This window comes from Rhodoblastus sphagnicola (assembly GCF_002937075.1).
In the GTDB taxonomy this organism is placed as follows: Bacteria; Pseudomonadota; Alphaproteobacteria; order Rhizobiales; family Beijerinckiaceae; genus Rhodoblastus; species Rhodoblastus sphagnicola.
In genome coordinates this window covers 129,683-152,206 of record NZ_NHSJ01000057.1, presented here as the reverse complement: position 1 = coordinate 152,206, position 22,524 = coordinate 129,683, and the positions used below count along the sequence as shown (strand labels likewise).

Annotated in this window: 24 protein-coding genes; 11 read left to right on the top strand and 13 right to left on the bottom strand. The window is 64.1% G+C overall.

Annotated elements, in window-relative coordinates:
* The first annotated feature begins 33 nt into the window (after nt 1-33).
* A complete protein-coding gene (locus CCR94_RS09415; protein ID WP_104507610.1) occupies nt 34-837 on the top strand; it encodes an NAD-dependent protein deacetylase in 804 nt (267 codons plus the stop codon).
* Here CCR94_RS09415 and CCR94_RS09410 read toward each other — a convergent pair.
* Nucleotides 821-2,521, bottom strand: a complete 1,701-nt coding sequence (locus tag CCR94_RS09410) for a SulP family inorganic anion transporter (RefSeq protein ID WP_104507609.1) — start codon at nt 2,519-2,521, stop codon at nt 821-823. The two genes, CCR94_RS09415 and CCR94_RS09410, sit on opposite strands and share 17 nt — an antisense overlap.
* A 264-nt stretch (nt 2,522-2,785) precedes the next feature.
* Between CCR94_RS09410 and CCR94_RS09405 the strand changes: the two genes are divergently transcribed.
* Entirely contained in the window at nt 2,786-3,085 is a 300-nt protein-coding gene (locus CCR94_RS09405; protein WP_104507608.1) for a GIY-YIG nuclease family protein, read from the top strand.
* An 88-nt stretch (nt 3,086-3,173) separates the two neighbouring features.
* On the opposite strand, the gene glyA is transcribed toward CCR94_RS09405, so the two are convergent.
* On the bottom strand, nt 3,174-4,451 hold the full coding sequence (gene glyA, locus CCR94_RS09400; RefSeq protein ID WP_104507607.1) for a serine hydroxymethyltransferase: 1,278 nt from the start codon (nt 4,449-4,451) through the stop codon (nt 3,174-3,176).
* A gap of 167 nt (nt 4,452-4,618) precedes the next feature.
* Between glyA and CCR94_RS09395 the strand changes: the two genes are divergently transcribed.
* A complete protein-coding gene (locus tag CCR94_RS09395) occupies nt 4,619-5,020 on the top strand; it encodes a protease inhibitor I42 family protein (RefSeq protein WP_104507606.1) in 402 nt (133 codons plus the stop codon).
* A 237-nt stretch (nt 5,021-5,257) separates the two neighbouring features.
* Here the strand turns inward: CCR94_RS09395 and CCR94_RS09390 are convergent, their stop codons facing one another.
* From CCR94_RS09390 to CCR94_RS09380, 3 genes are all read right to left on the bottom strand, one after another.
* Nucleotides 5,258-6,625, bottom strand: coding sequence for a TrpB-like pyridoxal phosphate-dependent enzyme (locus CCR94_RS09390; protein WP_104507605.1), 1,368 nt, complete (start codon nt 6,623-6,625; stop codon nt 5,258-5,260).
* A gap of 196 nt (nt 6,626-6,821) precedes the next feature.
* A complete protein-coding gene (locus tag CCR94_RS09385) occupies nt 6,822-7,901 on the bottom strand; it encodes a CobW family GTP-binding protein (RefSeq protein WP_104507604.1) in 1,080 nt (359 codons plus the stop codon).
* 11 nt (nt 7,902-7,912) lie between these two features.
* Nucleotides 7,913-8,806: a metal ABC transporter substrate-binding protein gene (locus tag CCR94_RS09380; protein WP_104507603.1), complete on the bottom strand. Its 894-nt coding sequence runs from the start codon at nt 8,804-8,806 to the stop codon at nt 7,913-7,915.
* Between the two features lie 68 nt (nt 8,807-8,874).
* On the opposite strand from CCR94_RS09380, the gene CCR94_RS09375 reads away from it, so the two are divergent.
* Nucleotides 8,875-9,315 (top strand): Fur family transcriptional regulator, encoded by a 441-nt coding sequence (locus CCR94_RS09375; RefSeq protein ID WP_104507602.1) that lies wholly within the window; start codon nt 8,875-8,877, stop codon nt 9,313-9,315.
* Between the two features lie 13 nt (nt 9,316-9,328).
* Complete coding sequence (locus tag CCR94_RS09370; RefSeq protein ID WP_104507601.1) at nt 9,329-10,018, top strand: class I SAM-dependent methyltransferase; 690 nt, start codon at nt 9,329-9,331, stop codon at nt 10,016-10,018.
* A gap of 23 nt (nt 10,019-10,041) precedes the next feature.
* Here the strand turns inward: CCR94_RS09370 and CCR94_RS09365 are convergent, their stop codons facing one another.
* The gene (locus CCR94_RS09365; protein WP_104507600.1) at nt 10,042-10,911 is read right to left on the bottom strand and encodes a metal ABC transporter permease; all 870 of its coding nucleotides are present in this window, start codon (nt 10,909-10,911) and stop codon (nt 10,042-10,044) included.
* 144 nt (nt 10,912-11,055) lie between these two features.
* On the opposite strand from CCR94_RS09365, the gene CCR94_RS25020 reads away from it, so the two are divergent.
* The 3 genes from CCR94_RS25020 to CCR94_RS09355 all read left to right on the top strand — a co-directional run bounded on the left by CCR94_RS25020 (nt 11,056) and on the right by CCR94_RS09355 (nt 11,913).
* Complete coding sequence (locus tag CCR94_RS25020) at nt 11,056-11,205, top strand: hypothetical protein (protein ID WP_158254689.1); 150 nt, start codon at nt 11,056-11,058, stop codon at nt 11,203-11,205.
* 65 nt (nt 11,206-11,270) lie between these two features.
* Nucleotides 11,271-11,486, top strand: coding sequence for an alkylphosphonate utilization protein (locus tag CCR94_RS09360; protein WP_104507599.1), 216 nt, complete (start codon nt 11,271-11,273; stop codon nt 11,484-11,486).
* A gap of 160 nt (nt 11,487-11,646) precedes the next feature.
* Complete coding sequence (locus CCR94_RS09355; protein WP_146089930.1) at nt 11,647-11,913, top strand: hypothetical protein; 267 nt, start codon at nt 11,647-11,649, stop codon at nt 11,911-11,913.
* Nucleotides 11,914-12,038: 125 nt separating this feature from the next.
* Here the strand turns inward: CCR94_RS09355 and CCR94_RS09350 are convergent, their stop codons facing one another.
* On the bottom strand, nt 12,039-12,581 hold the full coding sequence (locus CCR94_RS09350; protein WP_104507597.1) for a peroxiredoxin: 543 nt from the start codon (nt 12,579-12,581) through the stop codon (nt 12,039-12,041).
* 299 nt (nt 12,582-12,880) lie between these two features.
* Nucleotides 12,881-13,129: a cysteine rich repeat-containing protein gene (locus tag CCR94_RS09340; protein ID WP_104507595.1), complete on the bottom strand. Its 249-nt coding sequence runs from the start codon at nt 13,127-13,129 to the stop codon at nt 12,881-12,883.
* A gap of 479 nt (nt 13,130-13,608) precedes the next feature.
* Here CCR94_RS09340 and rnr point away from each other — a divergent pair, with 479 nt between their 5' ends.
* Nucleotides 13,609-15,930, top strand: coding sequence for a ribonuclease R (gene rnr, locus CCR94_RS09335; RefSeq protein WP_104507594.1), 2,322 nt, complete (start codon nt 13,609-13,611; stop codon nt 15,928-15,930).
* Between the two features lie 7 nt (nt 15,931-15,937).
* On the opposite strand, the gene CCR94_RS09330 is transcribed toward rnr, so the two are convergent.
* From CCR94_RS09330 to CCR94_RS09310, 5 genes are all read right to left on the bottom strand, one after another.
* Nucleotides 15,938-16,732, bottom strand: coding sequence for an MBL fold metallo-hydrolase (locus tag CCR94_RS09330; protein ID WP_104507593.1), 795 nt, complete (start codon nt 16,730-16,732; stop codon nt 15,938-15,940).
* Nucleotides 16,729-17,517, bottom strand: coding sequence for a TatD family hydrolase (locus tag CCR94_RS09325; RefSeq protein WP_104507592.1), 789 nt, complete (start codon nt 17,515-17,517; stop codon nt 16,729-16,731). The genes CCR94_RS09330 and CCR94_RS09325 overlap by 4 nt, the downstream gene beginning before the upstream one ends.
* Entirely contained in the window at nt 17,514-19,064 is a 1,551-nt protein-coding gene (metG, locus tag CCR94_RS09320) for a methionine--tRNA ligase (RefSeq protein ID WP_104507591.1), read from the bottom strand. The genes CCR94_RS09325 and metG overlap by 4 nt, the downstream gene beginning before the upstream one ends.
* Nucleotides 19,065-19,155: 91 nt before the next feature.
* Complete coding sequence (gene queA / locus CCR94_RS09315) at nt 19,156-20,199, bottom strand: tRNA preQ1(34) S-adenosylmethionine ribosyltransferase-isomerase QueA (RefSeq protein WP_104507590.1); 1,044 nt, start codon at nt 20,197-20,199, stop codon at nt 19,156-19,158.
* Between the two features lie 79 nt (nt 20,200-20,278).
* Nucleotides 20,279-20,908 (bottom strand): transglutaminase-like cysteine peptidase, encoded by a 630-nt coding sequence (locus tag CCR94_RS09310; protein ID WP_244594007.1) that lies wholly within the window; start codon nt 20,906-20,908, stop codon nt 20,279-20,281.
* A 398-nt stretch (nt 20,909-21,306) separates the two neighbouring features.
* Here CCR94_RS09310 and CCR94_RS09305 point away from each other — a divergent pair, with 398 nt between their 5' ends.
* Nucleotides 21,307-22,176 carry an EcsC family protein gene (locus CCR94_RS09305; RefSeq protein WP_104507589.1) on the top strand — a complete coding sequence of 290 codons (870 nt, stop codon included), beginning with the start codon at nt 21,307-21,309 and terminating at the stop codon, nt 22,174-22,176.
* A gap of 1 nt (nt 22,177) precedes the next feature.
* Complete coding sequence (locus CCR94_RS09300; protein WP_244594006.1) at nt 22,178-22,486, top strand: hypothetical protein; 309 nt, start codon at nt 22,178-22,180, stop codon at nt 22,484-22,486.
* The last annotated feature ends 38 nt before the right edge of the window (nt 22,487-22,524 follow it).

Genomic DNA, 22,524 nt, shown 5'->3' with positions numbered 1-22,524 from the left:
GACAAGAACGACCACAACATGTAGAGTGCGCCCATGCTGTCCGCCCTGCGCGATTTTATTCTCGGCCATGAAAGACTGTTCGTGCTGACCGGCGCCGGGTGCAGCACCGCATCGGGCATTCCCGATTATCGCGACGGTCTTGGCGCGTGGAAGCGCCGGCAACCCATGACTTTTGCCGCCTTTATGGGCTCGGAGGCGGCGCGAAAGCGCTATTTTGCCCGCAGCTTGTTGGGTTTTAGCAAGATTTCCGCCGCCGAGCCCAATGACGCGCATCGGGCCCTGGCCGCGCTTGAGGCGCGGGGAAGGATACCGCTGCTGGTGACGCAGAATGTCGATGGCTTGCATCAGGCGGCGGGCAGCCAAAACGTCGTCGATCTGCATGGACGGATCGACGGCTTGCGCTGCATGGGCTGCGGGGCGATTCTTTCGCGCGAAAAATTTCAGGCCGAGTTGGTTCGGCTCAACCCGGATTTCGCGGCGCTGGAGGCGGGTCATGCGCCCGATGGCGACGCCGATCTGGAGGATGTTGATTTCTCGCGGTTCGTGGTTCCGCCCTGCCCCGCCTGCGGCGGCGTGCTCAAACCCGATGTGGTGTTTTTCGGCGAAAGCGTCCCGCGCGAGCGGGTCGAGGCGGCCTACGCCGCCGTGCGAGAGGCGGACGCCGTGCTGGTGGTCGGGTCATCGCTGATGGTTTATTCCGGCTTTCGCTTTGTGGATGAGGCGGCGCGGTTGGGAAAGCCCTGCGCGGCGGTCAATTTGGGCCGGACGCGGGCGGATGGGCTGCTGGCGCTGAAGCTGGAGGCCGATTGCGCGGAGGCGCTCAGGTTTCTGCTATAGCCTTGTCGATCTCGTGGTTGTCGCAATAGGCGCGGGCGTCGGCGACATCGGCGCTGAAATGCACCAGGCGGCTGTTGACGCCATGGGCCACCAAAGTGCGATGCACGCCGCGCGAGGCGCCCGACAGGATCACGCGCACGCCGTGCTTTTGCTCGCGGGTGATGAAGCCGTGCAGGGCGTGGGCGGCGGCGCCGTCGGCCAGGGGAACCTTCGACAGGTCGAGCACGAAGATTTTCGGGCGCCGGCCGATGTGGTCGAGCGCCGCCGCCACCGAATTGACCGCGCCGAAGAAGAACGGGCCGGCGATTCGATAGACCAGGAAATCCGGGTCGGCGCTCGCCGCCTCGCCTTCGCTGGCGTCGGCGCTGTCCTCCTCGAACAGGGTTTCGCCGGTCTCCACCGCCACCACCTGCGCCATCTTGTGCATGAAGATCAGGGCGCCCAGCGTCACGCCGGCGGCGATGCCGATGGTGACGTCCTCGAAAACCGTCAAGCCGGCGGTGACCAGCAGGATCACCGCCTCGCCGCGATCCGACCTTAAAATGGCGGCGATCTGGTCGCGCTCGATCATGTTCCACGACACCAGCGTCAGGATCGCCGCCAGCGCCGCCAGCGGGATATGCGCGGCCAGCGGCGCGGCCAGCATCAGGAAGGCCATCAGCATGATCGCGTGCAAAATGCCGGCGACGGGACCGTGGGCGCCGGCGCGGATGTTGGTCGCCGTGCGGGCGATGGCGCCGGTCACGCACAGGCCGCCAAACAAAGCCGAGGCGATATTGGCCCAGCCCTGCGCCGCCAGTTCGCAATTGGAGCGGTGGCGCCGCCCGGTCATGCCGTCGGCGACCACGGCGGACAGCAGCGATTCGATGCCGCCGAGCACGGCTATGGCGAGCGCGGCCGGCGCCAATCGCCACCAGTCCGCCAGCGCGAGATGGGGCAGCGCCGGCGCCGGCAGGCCGCGCGGCAGTTCGCCGAAGCGCGAGCCTATGGTGGCGATGTGCAGATCGAGCGCCCAGGTCGCCGCCAAAGCGAACGCCACCGCCGCGAGCAGGCCGGGAAAGCGCGGCGCGAAGGCGCGCAGGCTGACGATGAGGCCGAGGCAGGCGACGGCGAGCGCCAGCGCCTGCGGATTCAATGTTTCGCGCGCGGCCCACAGGGATTCGACCTTGGGCAGGAAGGCGGCGGGTTCGTGGTCGAGCCGCAACCCGAACAGTTCATGCAACTGGCTGGTGAAGATGATCAGGCCGATGGCGGCGGTGAAGCCGACCGCCACCGAATGGGGAATGTATTTGATGTAGGTTCCGAGCCGCAGATAGCCGATGGCGAGCAGGAACGCGCCGGCCATCAGCGTGGCCGCGACAAAGCCGGAATAGCCGAATTTTTCGATGGTCGAGGCGACCAGAACGATGAAGGCGCCCGCCGGGCCGCCGATCTGGAAGCGGCTGCCGCCCAGCGCCGAGACGAAAAAGCCGCCGATCGCCGAAGCGAACAGGCCCGCCTGCGGCGTCGCGCCCGAGGCGATGGCGATGGCCGTGGACAACGGCAGCGCGACAATGGCGACGGTGAGGCCGGCGAAGACATCGGCGCGGAATTGCGCCAGCGTATAGCCCTCGCGCCAGACCGTGATGAGTTTGGGCGTGAACAGGTCGGCGAATTTTTCGCGGGGCGCTTCGGCTAGGGACATGGCGCGACTCAGGGGGTGCGTCGTATGGTCGCGCAAAGGGGCTGAAAACGCCAAGCGGAAAAATACGTGGGCCGCCCCCACCCTCGAGACGGCCCCTGACGGGGCCTCCTCAGGGTGAGGGCGGCTGAATGGTTCTGAATTGTTTCAGTTGGCGCATTTTTGCAGGCGGAACAGCTGCAATATCAAAATTAGCCCTCATGCTGAGGAGGCCCTGAAAGGGCCGTCTCGAAGCACGGGGGCGGTCCACGCATCTTTCCGCCGCCGATGGCTCACGCCCACATCTATATTCTGCTTTGCGCCGATGGCTCGTTTTACACGGGGATCACGCGGCGCGATCCCATCGAGCGGCTCAGTGAACATGAACTGGGCCTCGACCCAAAATGCTACACGTTCCGCCGCCGTCCGCTCATTCTCGTTTATACGGAGTCCTTCGAGCGCGTTGACGAGGCCGTCGCGACCGAGCGCCGCATCAAGGGATGGTCGCGCGCGAAGAAGGAAGCCCTGATCGCCCGCGACTATGCCGCGTTGCAACGCTTGGCGTCGCGGGCCAAAGCGGGCGGATAGAGCCGTGGGCCGCCCCCACCCTTCGAGACGCGGCCCTCGAGACGGCCCCTGACGGGGCCTCCTCAGGGTGAGGGCTGCTTTTGCTTTCTTAATAGATCGGGAAGCGGTTGGTCAGCGCCTCGACCTTGGCCTTCACGCTCGCCTCGACGGCTGCATTGCCGGCTTCGCCATGGCTCGCCAGACCGTCGAGCACTTCGATGATCAGCGCGCCGATCTGGCGGAATTCCTCCACGCCGAAACCGCGCGACGTCGCGGCGGGGGCGCCGAGGCGAATGCCCGAGGTGATCCAGGGCTTTTCCGGGTCGAACGGCACGCCGTTCTTGTTACAGGTGATTTCCGCGCGGCCCAGGGCGATTTCCGCCGCCTTGCCGGTCAGCTTCTTGGGCCGCAGGTCCACCAGCATCAGATGGTTGTCGGTGCCGCCGGTGACGAGGTCGAGGCCGCCCTTCAACAGCGTGTCGGCCAGCGCCTTGGCGTTTTCCACCACATGATGCGCGTAAGCCTTGAAGTCCGGGCGCAGCGCCTCGCCGAAGGCCACCGCCTTGCCGGCGATGACATGCATCAGCGGGCCGCCCTGCAAGCCCGGGAAAATCGCCGAATTGATTTTCTTGGCGATGTCCTCGTCGTCGGTCAGGACGAGGCCGCCGCGCGGGCCGCGCAAGGTTTTATGCGTGGTGGAGGTGACGACATGGGCGTGGGGGAAGGGCGAGGGATGCGCGCCGCCGGCCACCAGACCGGCGAAATGCGCCATGTCCACGAACAGGTAAGCGCCGATTGAGTCGGCGATCTCGCGGAATTTGGCGAAATCCCAATGGCGGGCATAGGCCGAGCCGCCGGCGATGATCAGCTTCGGCTTGTGCTCTTTCGCCAGCTTTTCCACTTCGGCCATGTCGATGCGGCCGGTTTCCTTGTTGACGCCATAGGACACCGGCTTGAACCATTTGCCGGACATGTTGACCGGCGCGCCATGGGTGAGATGGCCGCCCGCGGCGAGATCGAGGCCCATGAATGTGTCGCCGGGTTGCAGCAGGGCGAGGAACACCGACTGGTTGGCCTGCGAGCCGGAATTGGGCTGCACATTGGCGAAGCCGCAGCCGAACAGTTTTTTGGCGCGGTCGATGGCGAGGTTTTCGGCGATGTCCACGAACTGGCAGCCGCCGTAATAGCGCTTGCCCGGATAGCCTTCGGCATATTTGTTGGTGAGCACCGTGCCCTGCGCCTCAAGCACCGCCCGCGAAACAATGTTTTCCGAGGCGATCAGCTCGATTTCCTTGCGCTGGCGGCCGAGTTCGAGTTCGACGGCCTTGAAGACTTCGGGATCGGACTCGGCCAGAGAGGCGCTGAAAAAGCTGTTGGAATGGCTCATGATAGCTCCTTTGGAGGCTCCTCAACGGGCGCTGGGCGCGGCAATGCCGGGGATTGAGCGGCCCCATAGCATGAGGCGGGCGCGGGCGCAAAGGCGATGACCGCTGATGTTGTGTTTCGCCCGGCCCCGTGAGACCGTGCGGCGCGCAAATCGGCCGAGGCTCGCCCATGATCTCTCTGAATTTCTCCAAAACCCTCGCCGCCCTGGCGCTGGCCTCGCCCTTGCTGGTTGGCGGGCCGGCGCGGGCGGAGCCGTTGCGGCTGACCGAGGCCGATGCGGGCAAGAGTTTTGCGCTGCGCGTTGGCGACGAGGTCGAGGTGCGGCTGGGCGAAACCGCTTCCACCGGCTTTGTCTGGTCGGAGCAGGCCGACGGCGCGCCCGGCTTGAAGAAACTGGGCCGCGACTCGGATTATCCCAAACCCCTGCCCGGCGCGCCCGGCGCCGCGATCTTCCGTTACCGCGCGGAGGTTTCGGGCGCGACCGTCCTCAGCCTGCGCTGCGCGCGCGGGTGGGAAAAAAACCAGCCGCCCGTGCAGGAGTTTTCCGCGCGGTTCGACATTCGGCCGTGAAGGGCTGGCTCAGCCGGCCTGGCGCTTCTTGATGAAACGGGTTTTCGCCGCGCCGGCGAAAAGCACAAAACAGCGAGCGGGAGGGTCGTCCCGCTCGCTGGGAGTTGCCAGAGCATGATCCCAAAAAGTGGGCGCCGGTTTTTGGAAAAGATCGTGCGAAAACAAAGAAATCTAAGTAAACATTCGTTGGCGAGCCAACGAATGTTTACTTAGTGCCGAAAGGCCCGCAGGAAACGCCTATTCCGCCGCCACCGCCGGCAGCAGGGAGAGCGCCATGGCGAGTTCGCCCGCGTCGTAATGGACGTCGACCAGTTTTCCCGCGAAGTAGTTGATATAGGCGCCCATGTCGAAATGGCCGTGGCCCGACAGGTTGAAGCAAATGGTCTCCGCCTTGCCTTCCGCCTTGCAGCGCAGCGCCTCGTCGATGGCGCAGCGCACGGCATGGGTGGATTCCGGCGCGGGAACGATGCCTTCCGCGCGCGCAAATTGCACACCCGCTTCAAAGCAGGCGATCTGCTCGCAGGCGCGCGCCTCGATCAGGCCGAGTTCGTAGACATGCGACACCAGCGGACCCATGCCGTGGTAGCGCAAGCCGCCGGAGTGAAAGCCCGGCGGGATGAAGGTCGAGCCGAGCGTGTGCATCTTCATCAGCGGCGTCAGATGCGCGGTGTCGCCGTAATCATAGGCGTATTTGCCGCGCGAGAGCGAGGGGCAGGCCGCCGGTTCGACCGCGATCACCCGGCGCTTGCGGCCGCCGCGCAATTGCAGGCCAAGGAACGGAAAGGCGAGGCCGGCGAAATTCGAGCCGCCGCCGGCGCAGGCGATGATCACGTCCGGGTCGTCGCCGGCCAGTTCGAACTGCTTGATCGCCTCCTGGCCGATGATGGTCTGGTGCAGCATGACGTGGTTCAGCACCGAGCCCAGCGCATATTTGACGTCGGGGTTCTTGGCCGCGACCTCGACGGCTTCCGAAATGGCGATGCCCAGCGACCCCGGCGTATCGGGGTTTTCCTTGAGCGCGGCGCGACCCGATTCCGTCTCGGTCGAGGGCGAGGAAACGCATCTCGCGCCATAGGTTTCCATCAGCGCGCGGCGATAGGGTTTCTGGTCGTAGGAGCAGCGCACCTGATAGACGGTGACGTCGATGTCGAACAGCGAACCGGCGAAAGCCAGCGAGGAGCCCCATTGGCCCGCGCCGGTCTCGGTCGTGAGCTTTTTCGTGCCCGCCTGCTTGTTGAACCAGGCCTGCGGCACGGCGGAATTGGGCTTGTGCGAACCGGCGGGCGAGACGCCCTCATATTTGAAGTAAATTTTCGCCGGCGTATCCAGCAGCTTTTCGAGCCGGCGCGCGCGGATCAGCGGCGAGGGCCGCCACAGCCTGAAAATGTCGCGCACGGGTTCGGGAATTTCGATCGCGCGCTCGGTGGCGACCTCCTGGAGGATCAGCTCCATCGGGAACAAAGGCTCAAGGTCGGAGGGGCCGACAGGCTGCTTGGTTCCGGGATGCAGGACCGTCGGCGGCGGCGACGGCAGGTCGGCGACGATATTGTACCAGTCCTTGGGGATCTGGGTTTCGTCGAGCGTGTATTTGACTTGCGCGGACATGACGGGCCCTCTGGTTTCCTCAGGGCGCGCAGTCAAGAGCAAGCCAGAGGTGGCGTCCTTGACCTATGTCAGGCGCGCAGGCGGGATCGCGCCGGTATGGGCTTGATTTTTATGCTCATTATCTAGCCGGCCCATCGCCTGCTTAAAAAAGCGGCTAAATCCTCTCCCCGCTTGCGGGGAGAGGCAGGCAAATCTGTCACGCGGTCTGGAAGGCCGCGCAGGCTCTAAAACCTTCGCGCAGCTCCTTCTCCTTCAGCTTGCGGCCGATGAAGACGATGCGGCTGTTGGGCTTTTCGTCCGGCTTCCATTCGCGCTGGAGGTCGCCGTCGAGGATCATGTGGACGCCCTGGAAGACATAGCGCCGGGGCTCGTTGGGGAAGGCGAGGATGCCTTTCGAGCGCAGGATGTCCGGGCCGTCGCGCTGAACCACTTCGTTGATCCAGGGCAGGAACAGGTCGGGATCCACCGGGCCGGCGATCTCGATGGCGACCGACTTGACTTCGTCGTCGTGCAGGACTTTTGGCGCGTGATGATGGTCCTCGTGATCGCAGTCCGGCGCGCAATCGTGGTCGTGGTGGTGGTGGTCATGGCCGTGATCGTGATCGTGGTGGCCGTGATCGTGCTCTTCGACCGTCAAAAAGTCCGGGTCGAGGTCGAGGATGCGGTCGAGTTCGAAGGCGTGGCGGTCCAGCACCTTGTCGAGCGCGATGTCGCATTTCTTGGTGTGGTATAGCTTGGCGTAGGGATTCAGGCCGCGAATGCGCGCCTCGACCTCTTCCAGTTCGGCGCGGCTGACCAGATCGGTCTTGTTGAGCAGGATGACGTCGGCGAACACGATCTGGTTCTTGGCTTCCGGCGCGTCCTTGAGCCGGTCGGACAGGAATTTGGCGTCGGCGACGGTAACGATGGCGTCGAGCCGCGTCTCCTTTTGCACGTCGGCGTCGACGAAAAAGGTTTGCGCCACCGGCGCGGGATCGGCGAGGCCGGTGGTTTCGACCAGGATGGCGTCGAACTTGCCCTTGCGCCGCATCAGCCCCTCGATGATGCGGATGAGGTCGCCGCGCACGGTGCAGCAGATGCAGCCGTTGTTCATTTCGAACACTTCCTCGTCGGCGTCCACGATGAGTTCGTTGTCGATGCCGATCTCGCCGAATTCATTGACGATCACGGCGAATTTCTTGCCGTGATCTTCGGTGAGGATGCGGTTCAGCAGCGTGGTCTTGCCCGCGCCGAGATAGCCGGTGAGGACGGTGACGGGGATTTTTTCTTGCGACATTTGGACTCCGGTTAGCTGTGAGGGATCAACGCCCTTTTCAACTCCTCTATATTGTGAGTCATCATGTCGATGTAAGTGGGGGCCGGGCCTTCACCCGATGACAGCGCGTCCGAAAACAGCGAGCCGCCGATTTTCGCGCCGCTTTCCTGGGAAATGCGCGTCATCAGGCGCGGATCGGAAATGTTTTCGAGGAAGACCGCCGGGACGCGCTCCCGCCTGATCTGGGCGATCAGTTTTGCGATGTCGCGCGCGGAAGGTTCGGCGTCCGACGACAGGCCGATCGGCGCGATGAACTGAAAACCATAGGCGGCGCCGAAATAGCCGAAGGCGTCGTGGGTGGTGACGATGCGGCGGTTGTTTTCCGGGATTTCCGCTATGCCGGCGCGGACTTGTCGTTCAGTCGCATCGAGCCGCGCCAGGAATTTGTCCGCGCGGGTTTTGAAATAGTCGGAATCGGCTGGATCGACGGCGGCCAGACCCTCGCGGATGTTGGCGACATAGATTTTGGCGTTGGCGATGCTTTGCCAGGCGTGGGGGTCGACGCCCTTCTTGCCGTCTTCCTCGCCTTCGCGGGCGATGACGCCCTTGGTCGCCACCACCACGGGCGCGGTCGCGCCGGAAGCGGCGATCAGCCGGGTCATCCAGCCTTCGAGGCCGAGTCCGTTCACGACGATCAGCCTGGCTTTTTTCAGCGACTGCGCGTCGGTGGGGCTGGGCTGGAACACATGGGCGTCGCCATTGGCGCCGACCAGCATCTTTATTTCCACCTTATCGCCACCGACTTCGCGCAAAAAATCGGCGAGAATGGAGAAACTGGCGACCACCCGAAGTTTTTCGGGAACTCCGGCTCGGGCCGACAGCGGCAGCAACAGGAGAACCGCGGCGAGCAGGCTTTTCATACGCATGAAGGCGTCCTAGTTTGGTTTGTGCGGCGATGCGCTTGCGTATGTTATAACATATCAGATTGGAGCCAATGTCCAGCCCCTTGCCCGCGCCGCGCCTCAACGCCGTCCAGACTCGGATCCTCAATCTGCTGGTCGCCGCGCAAAAGCCGCTGTCGGCCTATGAGGTGATCGACGCGCTCAGCGGGGAAAAACACTCCGAGAAACCCCTGGCGCCGCCAACCGTCTATCGCGCGCTGCAAAAGCTGATGGACGGGGGGCTGGCGCATCGGTTGGAGTCGCAAAACGCCTATGTCGCCTGCCGGGCGCAGGGCCATGCTTTGTGCGCCGGCTTCATGATTTGCCGCGCCTGCGGGGTGACGCGCGAGTTTTCCGGCGCGGCGCTGGAGAGTTTTTTGGGACAGGCGGCGCGGAAAAACGGGTTCGCGGCGGAGGCGGTGTCGATTGAGATTCGGGGGCTGTGCTCGGCGTGCCAGCAGTCCGAGTCGAGGTGTGGCGAGAGGCCTGGATGAAAGGACAAGGACAATGACAGTCACGGCAGCGCCCGCATCCGTCCTGTTCAGCAGGGATGCGGCCGGTTACGACGACCTGCGTCGTCGCTTGATCCCCTGTTTCGACGATTTCTACGGCTCGGCGCTGAAAATCATTGGGGAATGGCGAACACCCCGCGCGTTCGACGTCCTCGACATCGGCGCAGGCACGGGACTGTTTTCCGCGATGGCGCTGGCGCAATGCAACGTCGGCAGACTTTGCCTCCTCGATGCTTCGGCCGCCATGCTCGAACAAGCGCGGACCCGTTTCGCGGGAAACGATCGCGTGGACTATCGAGTCGGCGATATGGCGCACGCCAACCTCGGCGGCCCCTGGGACGCGGTCATATCATCGCTGGCGATCCACCACCTTTCGGACGACGAAAAACGACAGCTTTATCGCCGTATCCACGCCGCATTGAAACCTGGCGGCCTCTTCGTCAACGCCGAACAGGTGTCAGGGCCGACTCCGTCCACGGACGCGCTTTATGAGCGGGTATGGCTCGAACAGGTCCGAAGGCTCGGCGCGCCCGAGTCTGAAATCGACAAGGCCCGGGAACGCATGGCCTTCGACCGGTGCGCCTGCGTAAACGACCAGATCAAATGGCTCGAACAGGCGGGATTTGCCGATGTGGATTGCAGCTACAAGGCATGGCGCTTCGCCGTGCTCAGCGGTCGCGCCTGAGATCGGGATAGGTCGCGCCGCGCTCACCCCTCCAGATGGACGCGCGGCGTGAACTTGCGCAACATCCCGCCCGCAGGCCCGGCCAACAGCGAAAACACATAGAGCGCGCCGCAGGCGAGGATGATCAGCGGCCCGGACGGCAGTCCCAGGAAATAGGAGGCGAGCAGGCCGGCATAGGCGCCGATCAGGCCGAACAGCGCGGCCAGCGCGATCATGCCGGTCATGTTCTGCGTCCACAACCGCGCGGAAATCGCCGGCAGCATCATCATGCCCACCGACAAAAGCGTGCCCAAGGCGTGAAAGCCCCCGACCAGATTGAGCGCCACCAGCATGAGAAAGGCGCTCTGAATCAGCGCGCCGGAGCGGCTGACCGAGGCGAGATAACCGGGGTCGAGGGTTTCCAGCACCAGCGGGCGGTAGATCGCGGCCAGCCCGATCAGGGTGACGCTGGCTATGCTCGCCAGCAGGATCAGCGTGGCGTTGTCGAGCGCCAGCACGCTGCCGAACAGGACGTGCAAAAGATCGACATTGGAGCCGCGCACCGAAACCAGGGTGACGCCCAGCGCCAGAGACAGCAGGTAGAAGGCGGCCAGCGACGCATCTTCGCGTAAAACGGTGGCGCGGGCGATGGCGCCGGAGCCGAGCGCCACCGTGAACCCCGCCAGCACGCCGCCAATCGTCATGGCCGGCAGCGACAGGCCGGCGACGAGATAGCCGAGCGCGGCGCCGGGCAGGATGGCGTGGGCGAGCGCGTCGCCTGACAGAGCCATGCGCCGCAGCAGCAGGAACACGCCGAGCGGCGCCCCCGCAACCGCCAAGGCGCAGGCGCCGACCAGGGCGCGGCGCATGAATTCGTAATCGGCGAAGGGCGCGATCAACCAAGCGTAGAGCATGGCCCTGTTTAGCGGCTTATTGCCGATGCGGGAAGCCGCGTGACCGCCCTCCGAAAATTTGCTTCTCAACAGAAACTTAAGTACGCGCCTCAACCGGGAATGAAGATATTCGCGTTAAAGTTGTAATGTTGGGAGGAAATCGCCATGGACCTCAAAGCCGCGCCTGAACGCACCCTGATCCTCGCCTGCCGCTGGAGCCGCGATCCCAGGACGGGGCGGCTGGAAGCGCAATGGCTGCGCGAAGCGCCGGTGAAACGCGAGGAGGTCATCCGTCGTTTCGCGCCGGCGGGGTGAGAGCGGATTTCGCGCTGGCTTTTCTCGACGCGCCGCCCTAATCCGGCTTGGAAAGGGAGGCAGGCATGTCAGAAACACGCGATTCCAATGGCGCGATCCTGAACGAAGGCGACAATGTCTCCGTCATCAAGGATCTCAAGGTGAAGGGCTCCTCCACCGTGCTCAAGCGCGGCACGGTGATCCGCGGCATCCACCTCACCGACGACCCCGAAGAGATCGAAGGCCGCACCGACAAGGTGAAGGGCCTGGTGCTGAAGACGTGCTTTCTGAAGAAGGCGTAGGCTCTCCGGCGGTCGCTCCCCAACCGAAAGTCTCGGATTCAACAATATCCAAGCCGGCGCGAAGCGCGAACTGACGGCGGCGGCGTTGACTTGTGTCATGGACATTCTTGCGCACCGGGTTAGGGTGGAGCTGTTGCGCAAGCGTGAGATGGAGGGCCAAGTGCATCAACATTCCCGAAAGATCCTGCACGCCTTCTTCGCGCATCCGATCGCCGGCAACATCGATTTCAAGGACGCCGAACAGGCGCTCGTGGGGCTGGGCGCGGTGGTCGAGCAGAAGCATGGCAACAAGGTCGAGATCACCCTGCACGGGCAGAAAGCCACGCTGCACCACCATAATCACACCCTGACCAGGGAAGACATCGTTCACGTCCGCAAATGGCTGGAAAGCTGCGGCATTACCGCGGAATCCTTTCCGGAGGCCTGACCGGGCGCGGCGGGGGCGCCCCCTCATCCGTCTCGCGCTTTCAGCGCGAGCCACCTTCTCCCGCAAGGGGAGAAGGAAGGCGGCGGTGTTGCGACGAGCTATGTGGAGAAGGAGAGCGACGACGTTCAGCGCGGGTGGGCGGCGCGCCAGGCGCGGACGGCGGCGAGAGTCTTCTCGATGTGCGGTTCTGCGGACGCACCCTCATAGGCCAGCAGGATTTTTCCGTCCGGCGCGATCACGTAGGAAATGCGGCTGGACATCGCCGTGTCGAGCAGCGTGGAAAATTGCGCCTTGTAGGCGCGGATCACCTTGCCGTCGGGATCGGCGCCGACCGGGAACGTCTCGCGACACTCTTTCGCTGAAAATTCCTTCTGCGTGTCCAGCGTGTCGGCGGAGACGCCGATCAGACTCGCCCCGGCTTGGGCGAAATTTCCGGCGTTTTCGGCGAAATCATGCGCCTCGACCGTGCAGGTCGAGGTAAAGCTCTTCGGATAGAAATACAGCACCACCGGGCCGTTTTTCAGCGCCTCCGACAGGGTGAAGGTGAAAGTCTTGCCGCCGACCGCCGCCGGAATCGCGAAATCCGGCGCGGATTCGCCGGGCTTCATCGCGGCAAGCGCCGCGCCACTCCCGCAGGCCAGTATCAGTCCCAAAGCCAGTACACGCATCGCTCACCGCCTTTCGCATTCTGCCTTTAACGCGCGAGCGACGCAATTGGATGAGTCCGCAGCCCTTCGCGCGTCAGGCGACCGACAGGGACGCCCGAGGTCAAGGCCCGCGGGACCGCGAAGGGCTGGGAGGCGTGGATGCGGAGAACCTGGATCGCATTGTTTGGAGGCGGGATCGTCGTTTCCGCGCTGTTCGCCGCGAACATCATGAGCAATAGCGGGGACGCCAGCCATTCCGGCGCCCACTTCCTGGGATCATGCGCGAGCTTTCTCCCCTGTCGGGGAGAAAGCGGGTCGCGTCACCGGCGGGCCAATCCCGGAGCGTGACGGCGCGATCCGCCAAAAACCATCTGGCAGGCCGGGCTGAGATTGGTCTTCTGTCGGGCGAGGCAGGCGGCGATCTGGCCGGCGTCCGGGATGAAATCGCCGCAGAGGCGGAACACGTCGGGCGTGCAGGCCTCCTGGGCTTGGGCGGATCCGCGATAATCAGCGAGGGCGGGCGTGGCGAGCGTCGCCGACGCAAGAACAGCAAGGGCGATGGCTTTCATTTTTCCTCCAACGAATCAGTTATTTGGTGACTTCCGCGCCGGATAATGACGGCTTTCGACCGCGTTAGCGATGTCGTGCGAGCCTTATCCTCCCCTTCTGGCGCGCTTGAGCTTTGGCCAGACGGTTCTTTTTGGCGCCGTATCATCGCGTGTGCGCGTTTCGGTTGTGTTGCTTTGCGAGATTCTGGGAAAATCATGTGTTTTCCGATAAAATCTGGCATGTTTTCTGTTGGATTCCCGACTATATCCGGACTTTTTTCACAGCGTACCCTAACACAACCTTTGCGTGTTTCTTGGAAATAACGACAGAGGTCGCCTTGGGTTCCACCATGATGTCAAAGACTTGCGTATCAGACGTTTCACATGGAACATAACGGGTACGTCGGTCCGGCCCTGACGCAGCGGCGAATTTTCACCCGCCTGGCCCTTTTCACTTTTGCGTCCGTGACGCGCGCCCGGCGAACGCCTATGCTGGCGGCGTGCCAAAACAACCCGCTCACTCCGCAAGTCGCCAAGTCCCCTTTCCCACCAAGGAGGACATTCTCGCCTTCATCGCCCGCGCGGCCCAACAGGGCGCGGACGGCGGCGGCGCGCCGCAAAAGATCGAGAAGCGCGAGATCGCCCGCGCCTTCGGGATTCGTGGCGACGCCAAGATTCGCCTGAAAGCGCTGCTGAAGGAGCTGGAGATCGAGGGCGCCGTGCAAAAATCGCGCGCCGGCCTGCACAAGGCGGGCGCGTTGCCGCAAGTGGTGCTGTGCGACATTCTCTCGCGCGACCGCGACGGCGAACTTTTGGCCACGCCCGCCGAATGGGAGGAAGCCCTCGGCCCGGCGCCGCGCATTGTTGTGACTCTGCCCCGCCGCGCCGCCAACACCCGCGACCATGTGCCGACGCCGGGCGTCGGCGACCGCGCGCTGCTGCGGGTTTCGCCTTTGCAAGAGACCGGCGGTCCCGCTTATTCCGGCCGCGTGATCAAACTGCTGTCGCGGGCGCAAAAGCGGGTGCTCGGCGTGTTCCGCGAGGATTTGCGCACGCGCGGCGGGCGCATCGTCGCCGTGGACAAGAAGACGCGCGACAAGGAAATGGTCGTGAGCGAGGCCGACCGGGGCGAGGCGCAAGACGGCGATCTCGTGTCGGTGGAAACGCTGTCGAACGGGCGGCTCGGCCTGCCGCAGGCCCGCGTGCGCGAGCGGCTCGGCTCGATGAACAGCGAAAAGGCCATCAGCCTGATCGCCATCAACACCCATGGCATTCCCGACCTGTTTCGGCCGGAAACGCTTGAGGCCGCCGAGGCCGCCAAGCCGGCGCGCATGGCGGCCGAGGGTTTTACCCGAGAGGACTGGCGGACGCTGCCGCTCATCACCATCGACCCGCCCGACGCCAAGGACCATGACGACGCGGTGTTCGCCGAGCCGGATGAGGCGCCAGACAATCCCGACGGGTTTATTGTCACTGTCGCCATCGCCGATGTCAGTTTTTATGTGCGGCCGGGCGCGGCGCTCGACCGCGAGGCGCTGGATCGCGGCAATTCCGTCTATTTCCCCGACCGCGTCGTGCCGATGTTGCCGGAGCGGATTTCCAACGATTTGTGCAGCTTGCGCGAGGGCGAGGACCGGCCGGCGCTCGCCTGCCGGATGCGGATCGGCACGGACGGCCACAAGCTCGACCATGAGTTTCATCGGGTGATGATGCGCTCGGCGGCGAAGCTGTCCTACCAGCAGGCGCAGGACGCCATTGACGGGCGGCCCGATGACGCCACCCGTCCGCTGCTGGAAGTGGCGCTGAAGCCTTTGTGGCGGGCCTATGCGGCGGCGAAAGTGTCGCGCGAAAAAAGGTCGCCGCTCGATCTCGACCTGCCGGAGCGCAAGATTTTGCTCAAGCCGGACGGGACGGTGGACCGGATCTTTGTGCCGCCCCGGTTGGACGCGCATAAATTGATCGAGGAATTCATGATCCTCGCCAATGTCTCCGCCGCCGAGACGCTGGAGGAGCAGAAATCGCATCTGATCTATCGGGCGCATGACGAGCCTTCGGTGGAAAAGCTCAATGCGCTGGCGGAGTTTCTCGCCACCATCGGTATCAAGCTGGCGAAGGGGCAGGTTTTGAAACCCCAGCAGTTCAACGACATTTTGCGAAAAGTGCGCGGCGGCGAGCATGAGAATGTCGTCAACGAGATCGTGCTGCGCACCCAGGCCCAGGCCGAATATGTCGCGGAGAATTACGGGCACTTCGGCCTGCATCTGCGCCGCTACGCCCATTTCACCTCGCCGATCCGGCGTTATGCCGATCTGATCGTGCATCGGGCGCTGGTGCGGGCGCTCGATCTCGGGCCGGGCGGGCTGCCGGACATGGGTCGCGAGCATCTGGCGGAGATCGCGGCCAAAATTTCCGCCAGCGAACGCCGCGCCATGGCGGCGGAGCGCGAAACCACCGAACGCCTGATCGCGACGTTCTTGGCCGAGCAGATCGGCGCGACCTTTAATGGCCGCATCGCCGGGGTGACGCGCGCCGGGCTGTTCGTGAAGCTGGAGGACACCGGAGCGGACGGGTTTGTGCCGGCGGCGACCTTGGGCGCCGATTTTTATCGGTTCGAGGAGGCGCAGCACGCTTTGGTCGGGGCGCGGACGGGCGAGACTTTTCAGCTGGGCGATGCGGTGGAGGTAAAGCTGGTCGAGGCCGCGCCCTTCGCCGGCGCGCTGCGGTTCGAGATGCTGAGCGACGGCAAGGGGCAGAAGGGGCGCGCGCTGGCCTTGAAGAAGGCCAAGCGGCCGGCGGCGCTGAAAAGCCGGCGGCGCAAGTGACGCTGCGCTACACCGCGAGTCGCATGCCGTCGAAGGCCGGCTCGACATGATCTGGCAATTGCGCGCGAAGAGTCTCGTAGTCCATATCGGTGTGCAGGTTGGTCAGCACCGCCCGCTTTGGCTGAAATTTCTCGATCATCTCCAGCGCCTCGACCAGGCTGAAATGGGTGGGATGCGGGCGGTAGCGCAGGGTGTCGATGATCCAGAGGTCGAGGTTTTCGAGGAATTCCGCGCTTTCGTCGGGGATGACCTTGACGTCCGGCGTATAGGCGACGTTTTCGAAGCGGAAGCCGAGCGCGTCGATGTCGCCGTGGTTGAGTCGGAACGGCAGCGCCGCCAGCGGACCCGCCGGCCCCTCCGGCGCGACAGCCGCGCCATCGGTGAGAAGATGGGGAATGAGCAGCGGCGGGTAGGCGCTGCCGGGCGGCGTCCTGAACAGATAATCGAAGCGCACGCCGATCGTTTCCCAGGTCGGCGCGTCGAAATAACAGTCAATCAGGCGGCGCATCTGCATGGTCAGCGGCCGCACGTCGTCAAGGCCGTGAATGTGATCGGCGTGAGCATGGGTCAGCAGCAGGGCGTCGATCCGGTCCACGCCCGCCGCGATCAATTGCTCGCGTATGTCCGGCCCGGCGTCCACCAGCAGGCGCGTCGGCCCATTCGGGCCGGGCTTGTCCACCAGAATGGCGCAGCGCCGGCGGCGGTTTTTCGGATTGTTGGCATCGCACGCGCCCCAGCCCTGGCCGACGCGCGGCACGCCCGCCGAGGAGCCGCAGCCGAGTATGGCGATTTCCAGGGTCATGCGGCGAGCGCCGGCATCTTGTCGAAAATTTTCAGCGCATTGGCGGTGGTGATGTCCGCCAGCGCCTCGGGCGCGATCCCCTTGACCTCGGCCAGCACGCGCAGCGTGTCCGCGACATAGGCCGGCTCATTGGTCTTGCCGCGATGCGGCACGGGCGCGAGGAAGGGCGCGTCGGTTTCGATCAGCATGCGGTCGAGCGGGATCAGCGCCGCCGTCTCGCGCAATTCCGCCGCGCTCTTGAAGGTGACCACGCCGGAAAAGGAAATGAACAGCCCCAGCGCCAGCGCCCGCTCCGCCAACTCGCGGCTGGAGGAGAAGCAATGCAAGAGCGCCTTGAACGGGCTTTTGGCATATTCCTGTTCGAGGATTTCGGCCATGTCGGCATCGCTGTCGCGGCTGTGGATCACCAGCGGCAGGTTTGCGAGGCGGGCCGCTTCGATATGGGCGCGCAACACCCGATGCGCCAGATCCTTTTCCGCGCGATTGTAATGGTAGTCGAGGCCGGCCTCGCCGATCGCCACGCATTTGGGATGCTGGGCGAGGTCCGCGATCTCCTGGGCCAGGAATTCACGCTCGTCCTGCGCATGGTTGGGATGGGTGCCGACCGAGCAGAAGATATTGTCCGCGCTCTCCGCGATCGCAGCGATGCGCGGGAATTTTTCGATTTCCGTGCAGATGGTGATCATGCGCGCCACCCCCGCTTGTTTGGCGCGGGCCAGAACGCCAGCGCGGTCGCGGGTCAGTTCGTCGAAATCGAGATGGCAATGGGTGTCGATCAGTCTCATTTCGCCTCTTCAGCCTCGACATAACGCGGGAAGATCGGCGCCGGCGCCGGCAGGTTTTGGCCCGCGACCAGGGCGTGGTCCGGCGTGGCATGAGCCAGCGTGCGTTGGTCCACCGCTACGCCCAGCAGGTCCAGGAACTTGCCCGCCGCTTCGGGGATGAAGGCCTGACACAGCAACGCTACCACGCGTAAAATTTCGGCGGTGACATAAAGCACGGCGTCGCGGCGGGCCGGATCGGTCTTGCCGAGTTTCCACGGCTCCTGCGCCGCGAAATAGCGGTTGGCGTCGCCGACCACGCCCCAGATTTCCGCCAAAGCCTGATGCGGCAGGTAATCGCGCATGGCGTTGCGCGCGAAATCCACCGAGGCATAGGCGCGCGCCAGCAGGGTGGAATCCGCCTCGTCGCGCGGGCCGGGCGCCGGAACCTTGCCGCCGCAATTCTTGGCGATCATCGACAGCGAGCGCTGGGCGAGATTGCCGAGATCATTGGCCAAGTCCGCGTTGATGCGCTGGACAATGGCCTCGTGCGAATAATTGCCGTCCTGGCCGAACGGGACCTCGCGCAGGAAGAAATAGCGCAGAGCGTCCACGCCGTAATGGTCCGCCAGCGCATTGGGATCGATGACATTGCCGACCGATTTCGACATTTTCTCGCCGCGGTTGAACAGAAAACCGTGGACGACGATCTGTTTCGGCAGCGGCAGATCGGCCGACATCAGGAACGCCGGCCAGAAAATGGCGTGGAACCTGGTGATGTCCTTGCCGATCACATGGGCGTCGGCAGGCCAGAATTTCGCCCTCGGACCGCCCTGGAGAAAGTCGGTGGCGGTGAAATAATTGGTCAGCGCGTCCACCCAGACATACATCACGTGCCGGTCGTCGTCGGGAACTTTTATGCCCCAATCGAAGGTGGTGCGGCTGATCGACAGATCCTTTAGCCCGCGTTTCACGAAGGCGACGATTTCGTTGAGGTATTTTTCCGGCGTGACGAAATCCGGATGCGCCTCGTAATAGGCCAAGAGTTTTTCCGCATAGGCCGAGAGCTTGAAGAAATAGCTCTCCTCCTCCACCCATTCCACCGGCGTGCCCGTGGGCGCGAACTTCTTGCCTTCCGCGTTTTGCGTGAGTTCGCCCTCGTCGTAATAGGCTTCGTCGCGCACCGAATACCAGCCGCTGTATTTCGACAGATAAATGTCGCCCTTGGCCGCCATGCGCCGCCAGACCTCGCGCACCGTCTCCTTGTGACGGGGCTGCGTGGTGCGGACGATGTCGTCGGCCTTGGCGTTGAGCTTTTCGCCCATGGCCTCGAACTGCGCGGCGGTGCGGTCGGCGAGTTGCAGCGGCGTCAACCCCTCGCGCGCCGCCGTCTGCTGCATTTTCAATCCGTGTTCGTCCATGCCGGTGACGAACAGCACGTCCTTGCCGTCGAGGCGCTGGAAGCGCGCGAAAGCGTCGGTGGCGATGCGCTCATAGGCGTGACCAATGTGCGGCGCGCCATTGGCATAGGGGATGGCGGTGGTGATGTAGAAGGTTTTTTTGTCGGCCATGGCCCCGTCGCCCGTGATTTCAAGTTTGAGGCAAACTAATGAAGCTGGGGCGAAAGGCCAAGGGGTGAAAGCCTAAACGGCGAAAGCGACCTCATTTTCGCAATAGCAGGCAGGCGTCGCCATAGGAATAGAAGCGATAGCCGGCTTCGATCGCGTGGGCATAGGCCGCCTGCATCCGCTCCAGCCCGGCGAAGGCGCTGACCAGCATGAACAGGGTCGAGCGCGGCAGGTGGAAATTGGTCATCAGCGCGTCCGCCGCGTTGAAACAATAGCCCGGCGTGATGAAGATCGAGGTTTCGCCGACAAACGGCCTGATCCCCGTTTCATCCGCCGCGCTTTCGAGAATGCGCAGGGAGGTGGTGCCCACGGCCACGACGCGGCCGCCCGCCGCCCGCGCCGCGTTGAGCCGTTCAGCCGTCCCGGCGTCGATCTCGCCCCATTCGGCGTGCATGACGTGGTCCTCGGTGTCCTCGGCCTTGACCGGAAGAAACGTGCCGGCGCCGACCAGCAGCGTCACCTTTTCCACGCGGACGCCGGCGGCGCGGGCGGCCTCCAGAAGGTTTGGCGTGAAATGCAGGCCGGCCGTGGGCGCCGCCACCGCGCCCAATTTTTCCGCGAAAACCGTCTGGTAGTCGCGCGCGTCCTGGGCGTCCTCGGGGCGGCGCGCCGCGATATAGGGCGGCAGCGGCATGTGGCCGATGGCCATGAGCACGGTGTCGAGCGCGGGGCCGGAGAGATCGAAGCCGAGCAGGACCTCGCCCTCGTTCTTCTCTTCGACTTGGGCGCGGAGTTCGCCGCCCACGCCGCCGAAGACGATGGTTTCGCCGATCTTCAGCTTCTTCGCCGGCCGGACGAAGGCGCGCCAATGGGCGGCGTCCACTTTCTTGTGCAGGGTCGCCTCGATGCGGGCGAAAACCTCGCCGCGCGCGCGCGTTCCAAACAGTTGCGCGGGAATCACCTTGGCGTCATTGACCACCAGCACGTCGCCGGGCCGCAGCAGCGATGGCAGGTCGCCGACGCGCAGATCGCGCAAGGCGTCGCCAATCACCAGCAGGCGCGCGGATTCGCGCGGTTGCGCCGGCCGCAGGGCGATTCTTTCTTCCGGCAGGTCGAAATCGAACAGGTTGACACGCATGGCGCCGTCATAAACGCTCGCGCCGCCGCCGAAAACAAAAAACCCCGCTGTCGCGGGGCTTTTCAGGAGAGACGTTTTTTCAGCGCGCCGCGAATTTTTGAGCGGAGACCGGGCCGAGCGCGACCCACACGTTGGGGTCCTGCTGGCTCTGGCGCTTCACGAAGCGATAGGCGATGCGGCTCACCGGCTTCACCTCGTCGGTGAGATTGTCGAGGACGAATTCGCCGCCATTGGTCTTGACCGTGAGGATGGCGTGGCCTTCGTTCTGCTCGTCGCGCACCACGGTGACCAGCAGCGCCGAACGGGGATAACCACGCTCGATCAGGAGCTTGCGCTTCATCAGCGCATAATCTTCGCAGTCGCCCTTGCCGTCCATCGGCAGATCCCAGCGATCCACCACGCCCCAATGCTCCATGTCCGAAACCGCTTCGACCGCATGATTGACGAAGGTGTTGACCTGATGGACTTCGCGCATCGAGGCCTCGGTCAGGTTGACGTCCGCGACCTTGCCGGAGGCTTCGCATTCGCCGCGATAGCGCTGGCAGAACTCCACCCAGCCATAGGGGATTGAGGTATCGCCGCCGACCGAGGCGTAGGCCACGTCCACGCCATTGGCGACGCTGGCATTCGCGCCGACGTCCGACGCCATGAACGGCGCCGCCGCCAGCGCCAGAACCAGACCGATCGTCGTGAAAGCTGCGATACGCATGTCATACCCCTTTGATGAGGCGAGTATGACCGGGCTCTATTGGAGGCGATTGAAGTGGAATTCTCGCATTTTATGCAAAGGCGTTCATTTTTTGCTGGCACCGGATTAAGTCTAACAAACCCTGATTCGGAAGGTTAAAATCGTCTGAAACGCAGTTTTATCTATTATTTTCCGTATGATAACTGAATGGTTTTCAATACGTAATGACTTTCGGTTAACGCCCGGAAAGCTTGTTTTTTTACTTGGAAGACCCTGACAGAGTTAATTCCGGGCCTCATTGCGTCAGAAAACCGCATGAATCTTGATTCCGGCGCACGGGAAACCATCTTTGCAACAGGTCCGCGCGGTCGCCCTGCTGCGCGGACCCTTCATCTCTTACAGGTCCGGGAGGCCGTCGCATGAGCGTGGACACCAGCGAAGCCGTCGAGCCGCCCCAAGGGCGCCGATCCGGCGTGATGTCCGCCGGCGACCATGCCGCGCTGATGGAGGCGGTGCGACGGCTGGAACACACCAGCCTGATGGTGCGACTCGCGGCGATGCTGGGGCGGCAGGTCAGTTTCGCCGCACAACTGGTCCCGGTCCGCGCCGCCCAAGTGGTCAACAAGGCCGCCGCCGCCGCTATGCGCGTCGCGCTGCATGCGGCGCTGGCCAGCCTGAGCAGCGCGCCGATCCGCAACAGCGCCCGGATCCACAGAGTCATGGTCGCGGCCTCCGGCGCGGCGGGCGGCGCGCTCGGAATCGCCAGCCTCCCAATCGAACTGCCGGTCAGCACCGGGCTGATGCTGCGCTCCATCGCCGACATCGCCCGCGCCGAGGGCGAGGACATCGGGCAACCGGAAACCGCGCTGGCCTGTTTGCAGGTGTTCGCATTGGACGGGCGCGGACTGGAAACCGAATTTTCCGAATCCACCTATTTCGCCTTGCGCGGCCTGATGGCGCGCAGCGTCACGGAAGCCGCGCGCTATGTCGCCAGCCGCGGCCTGATCGACGAGACCGCGCCGGCGCTGCTGCGCTTCACGACTCAGGTCGCCTCGCGTTTCGGCGTGGTGGTCAGTCAGAAATTTTTGGCGCAGGCGACGCCCGTGCTAGGCGCGCTTGGCGGGGCCGCGGTGAACTTAGCCTTCATCGAGCATTTTCAGTCGCTGGCGAAAGGCCATTTCATCGTGCGACGGCTGGAGCGCAAATATGGCGCGGATCTGGTGAAGGCCGAATATTCCCGGATCGCGGCGGCGCGCGATCCCGACGAGATCGTCACTCCGGCGGCGTAAAATGGCGAATGGTCATAATAAATATCAGTTGCGCGCGAACCGGGCGCGCGTCCGCGACGTTCTGATGCGCGAATGGGACCCGATCGGAGTCAGCGACGACCCCGAGGCGTGGGACGAATACGACGCCTATGCCGGCCGTGTTTACGTCATGCTGATGGACGAACGCGCGTCCGCTGAGGCGATCGCCGCTTACCTCGACGCCGCCGCAACCGGGCACATGGGCCTGTCCCCTTCGCACCTGCTGACCGAGGCCAGCCGGACAACCGCCGACACGCTGGTCGCACTGCGCCCGGAATTCGAATTGCATTGAAGGACGCGGAGAGCCGCCGCCGGGCCCGGCGGCTCGCC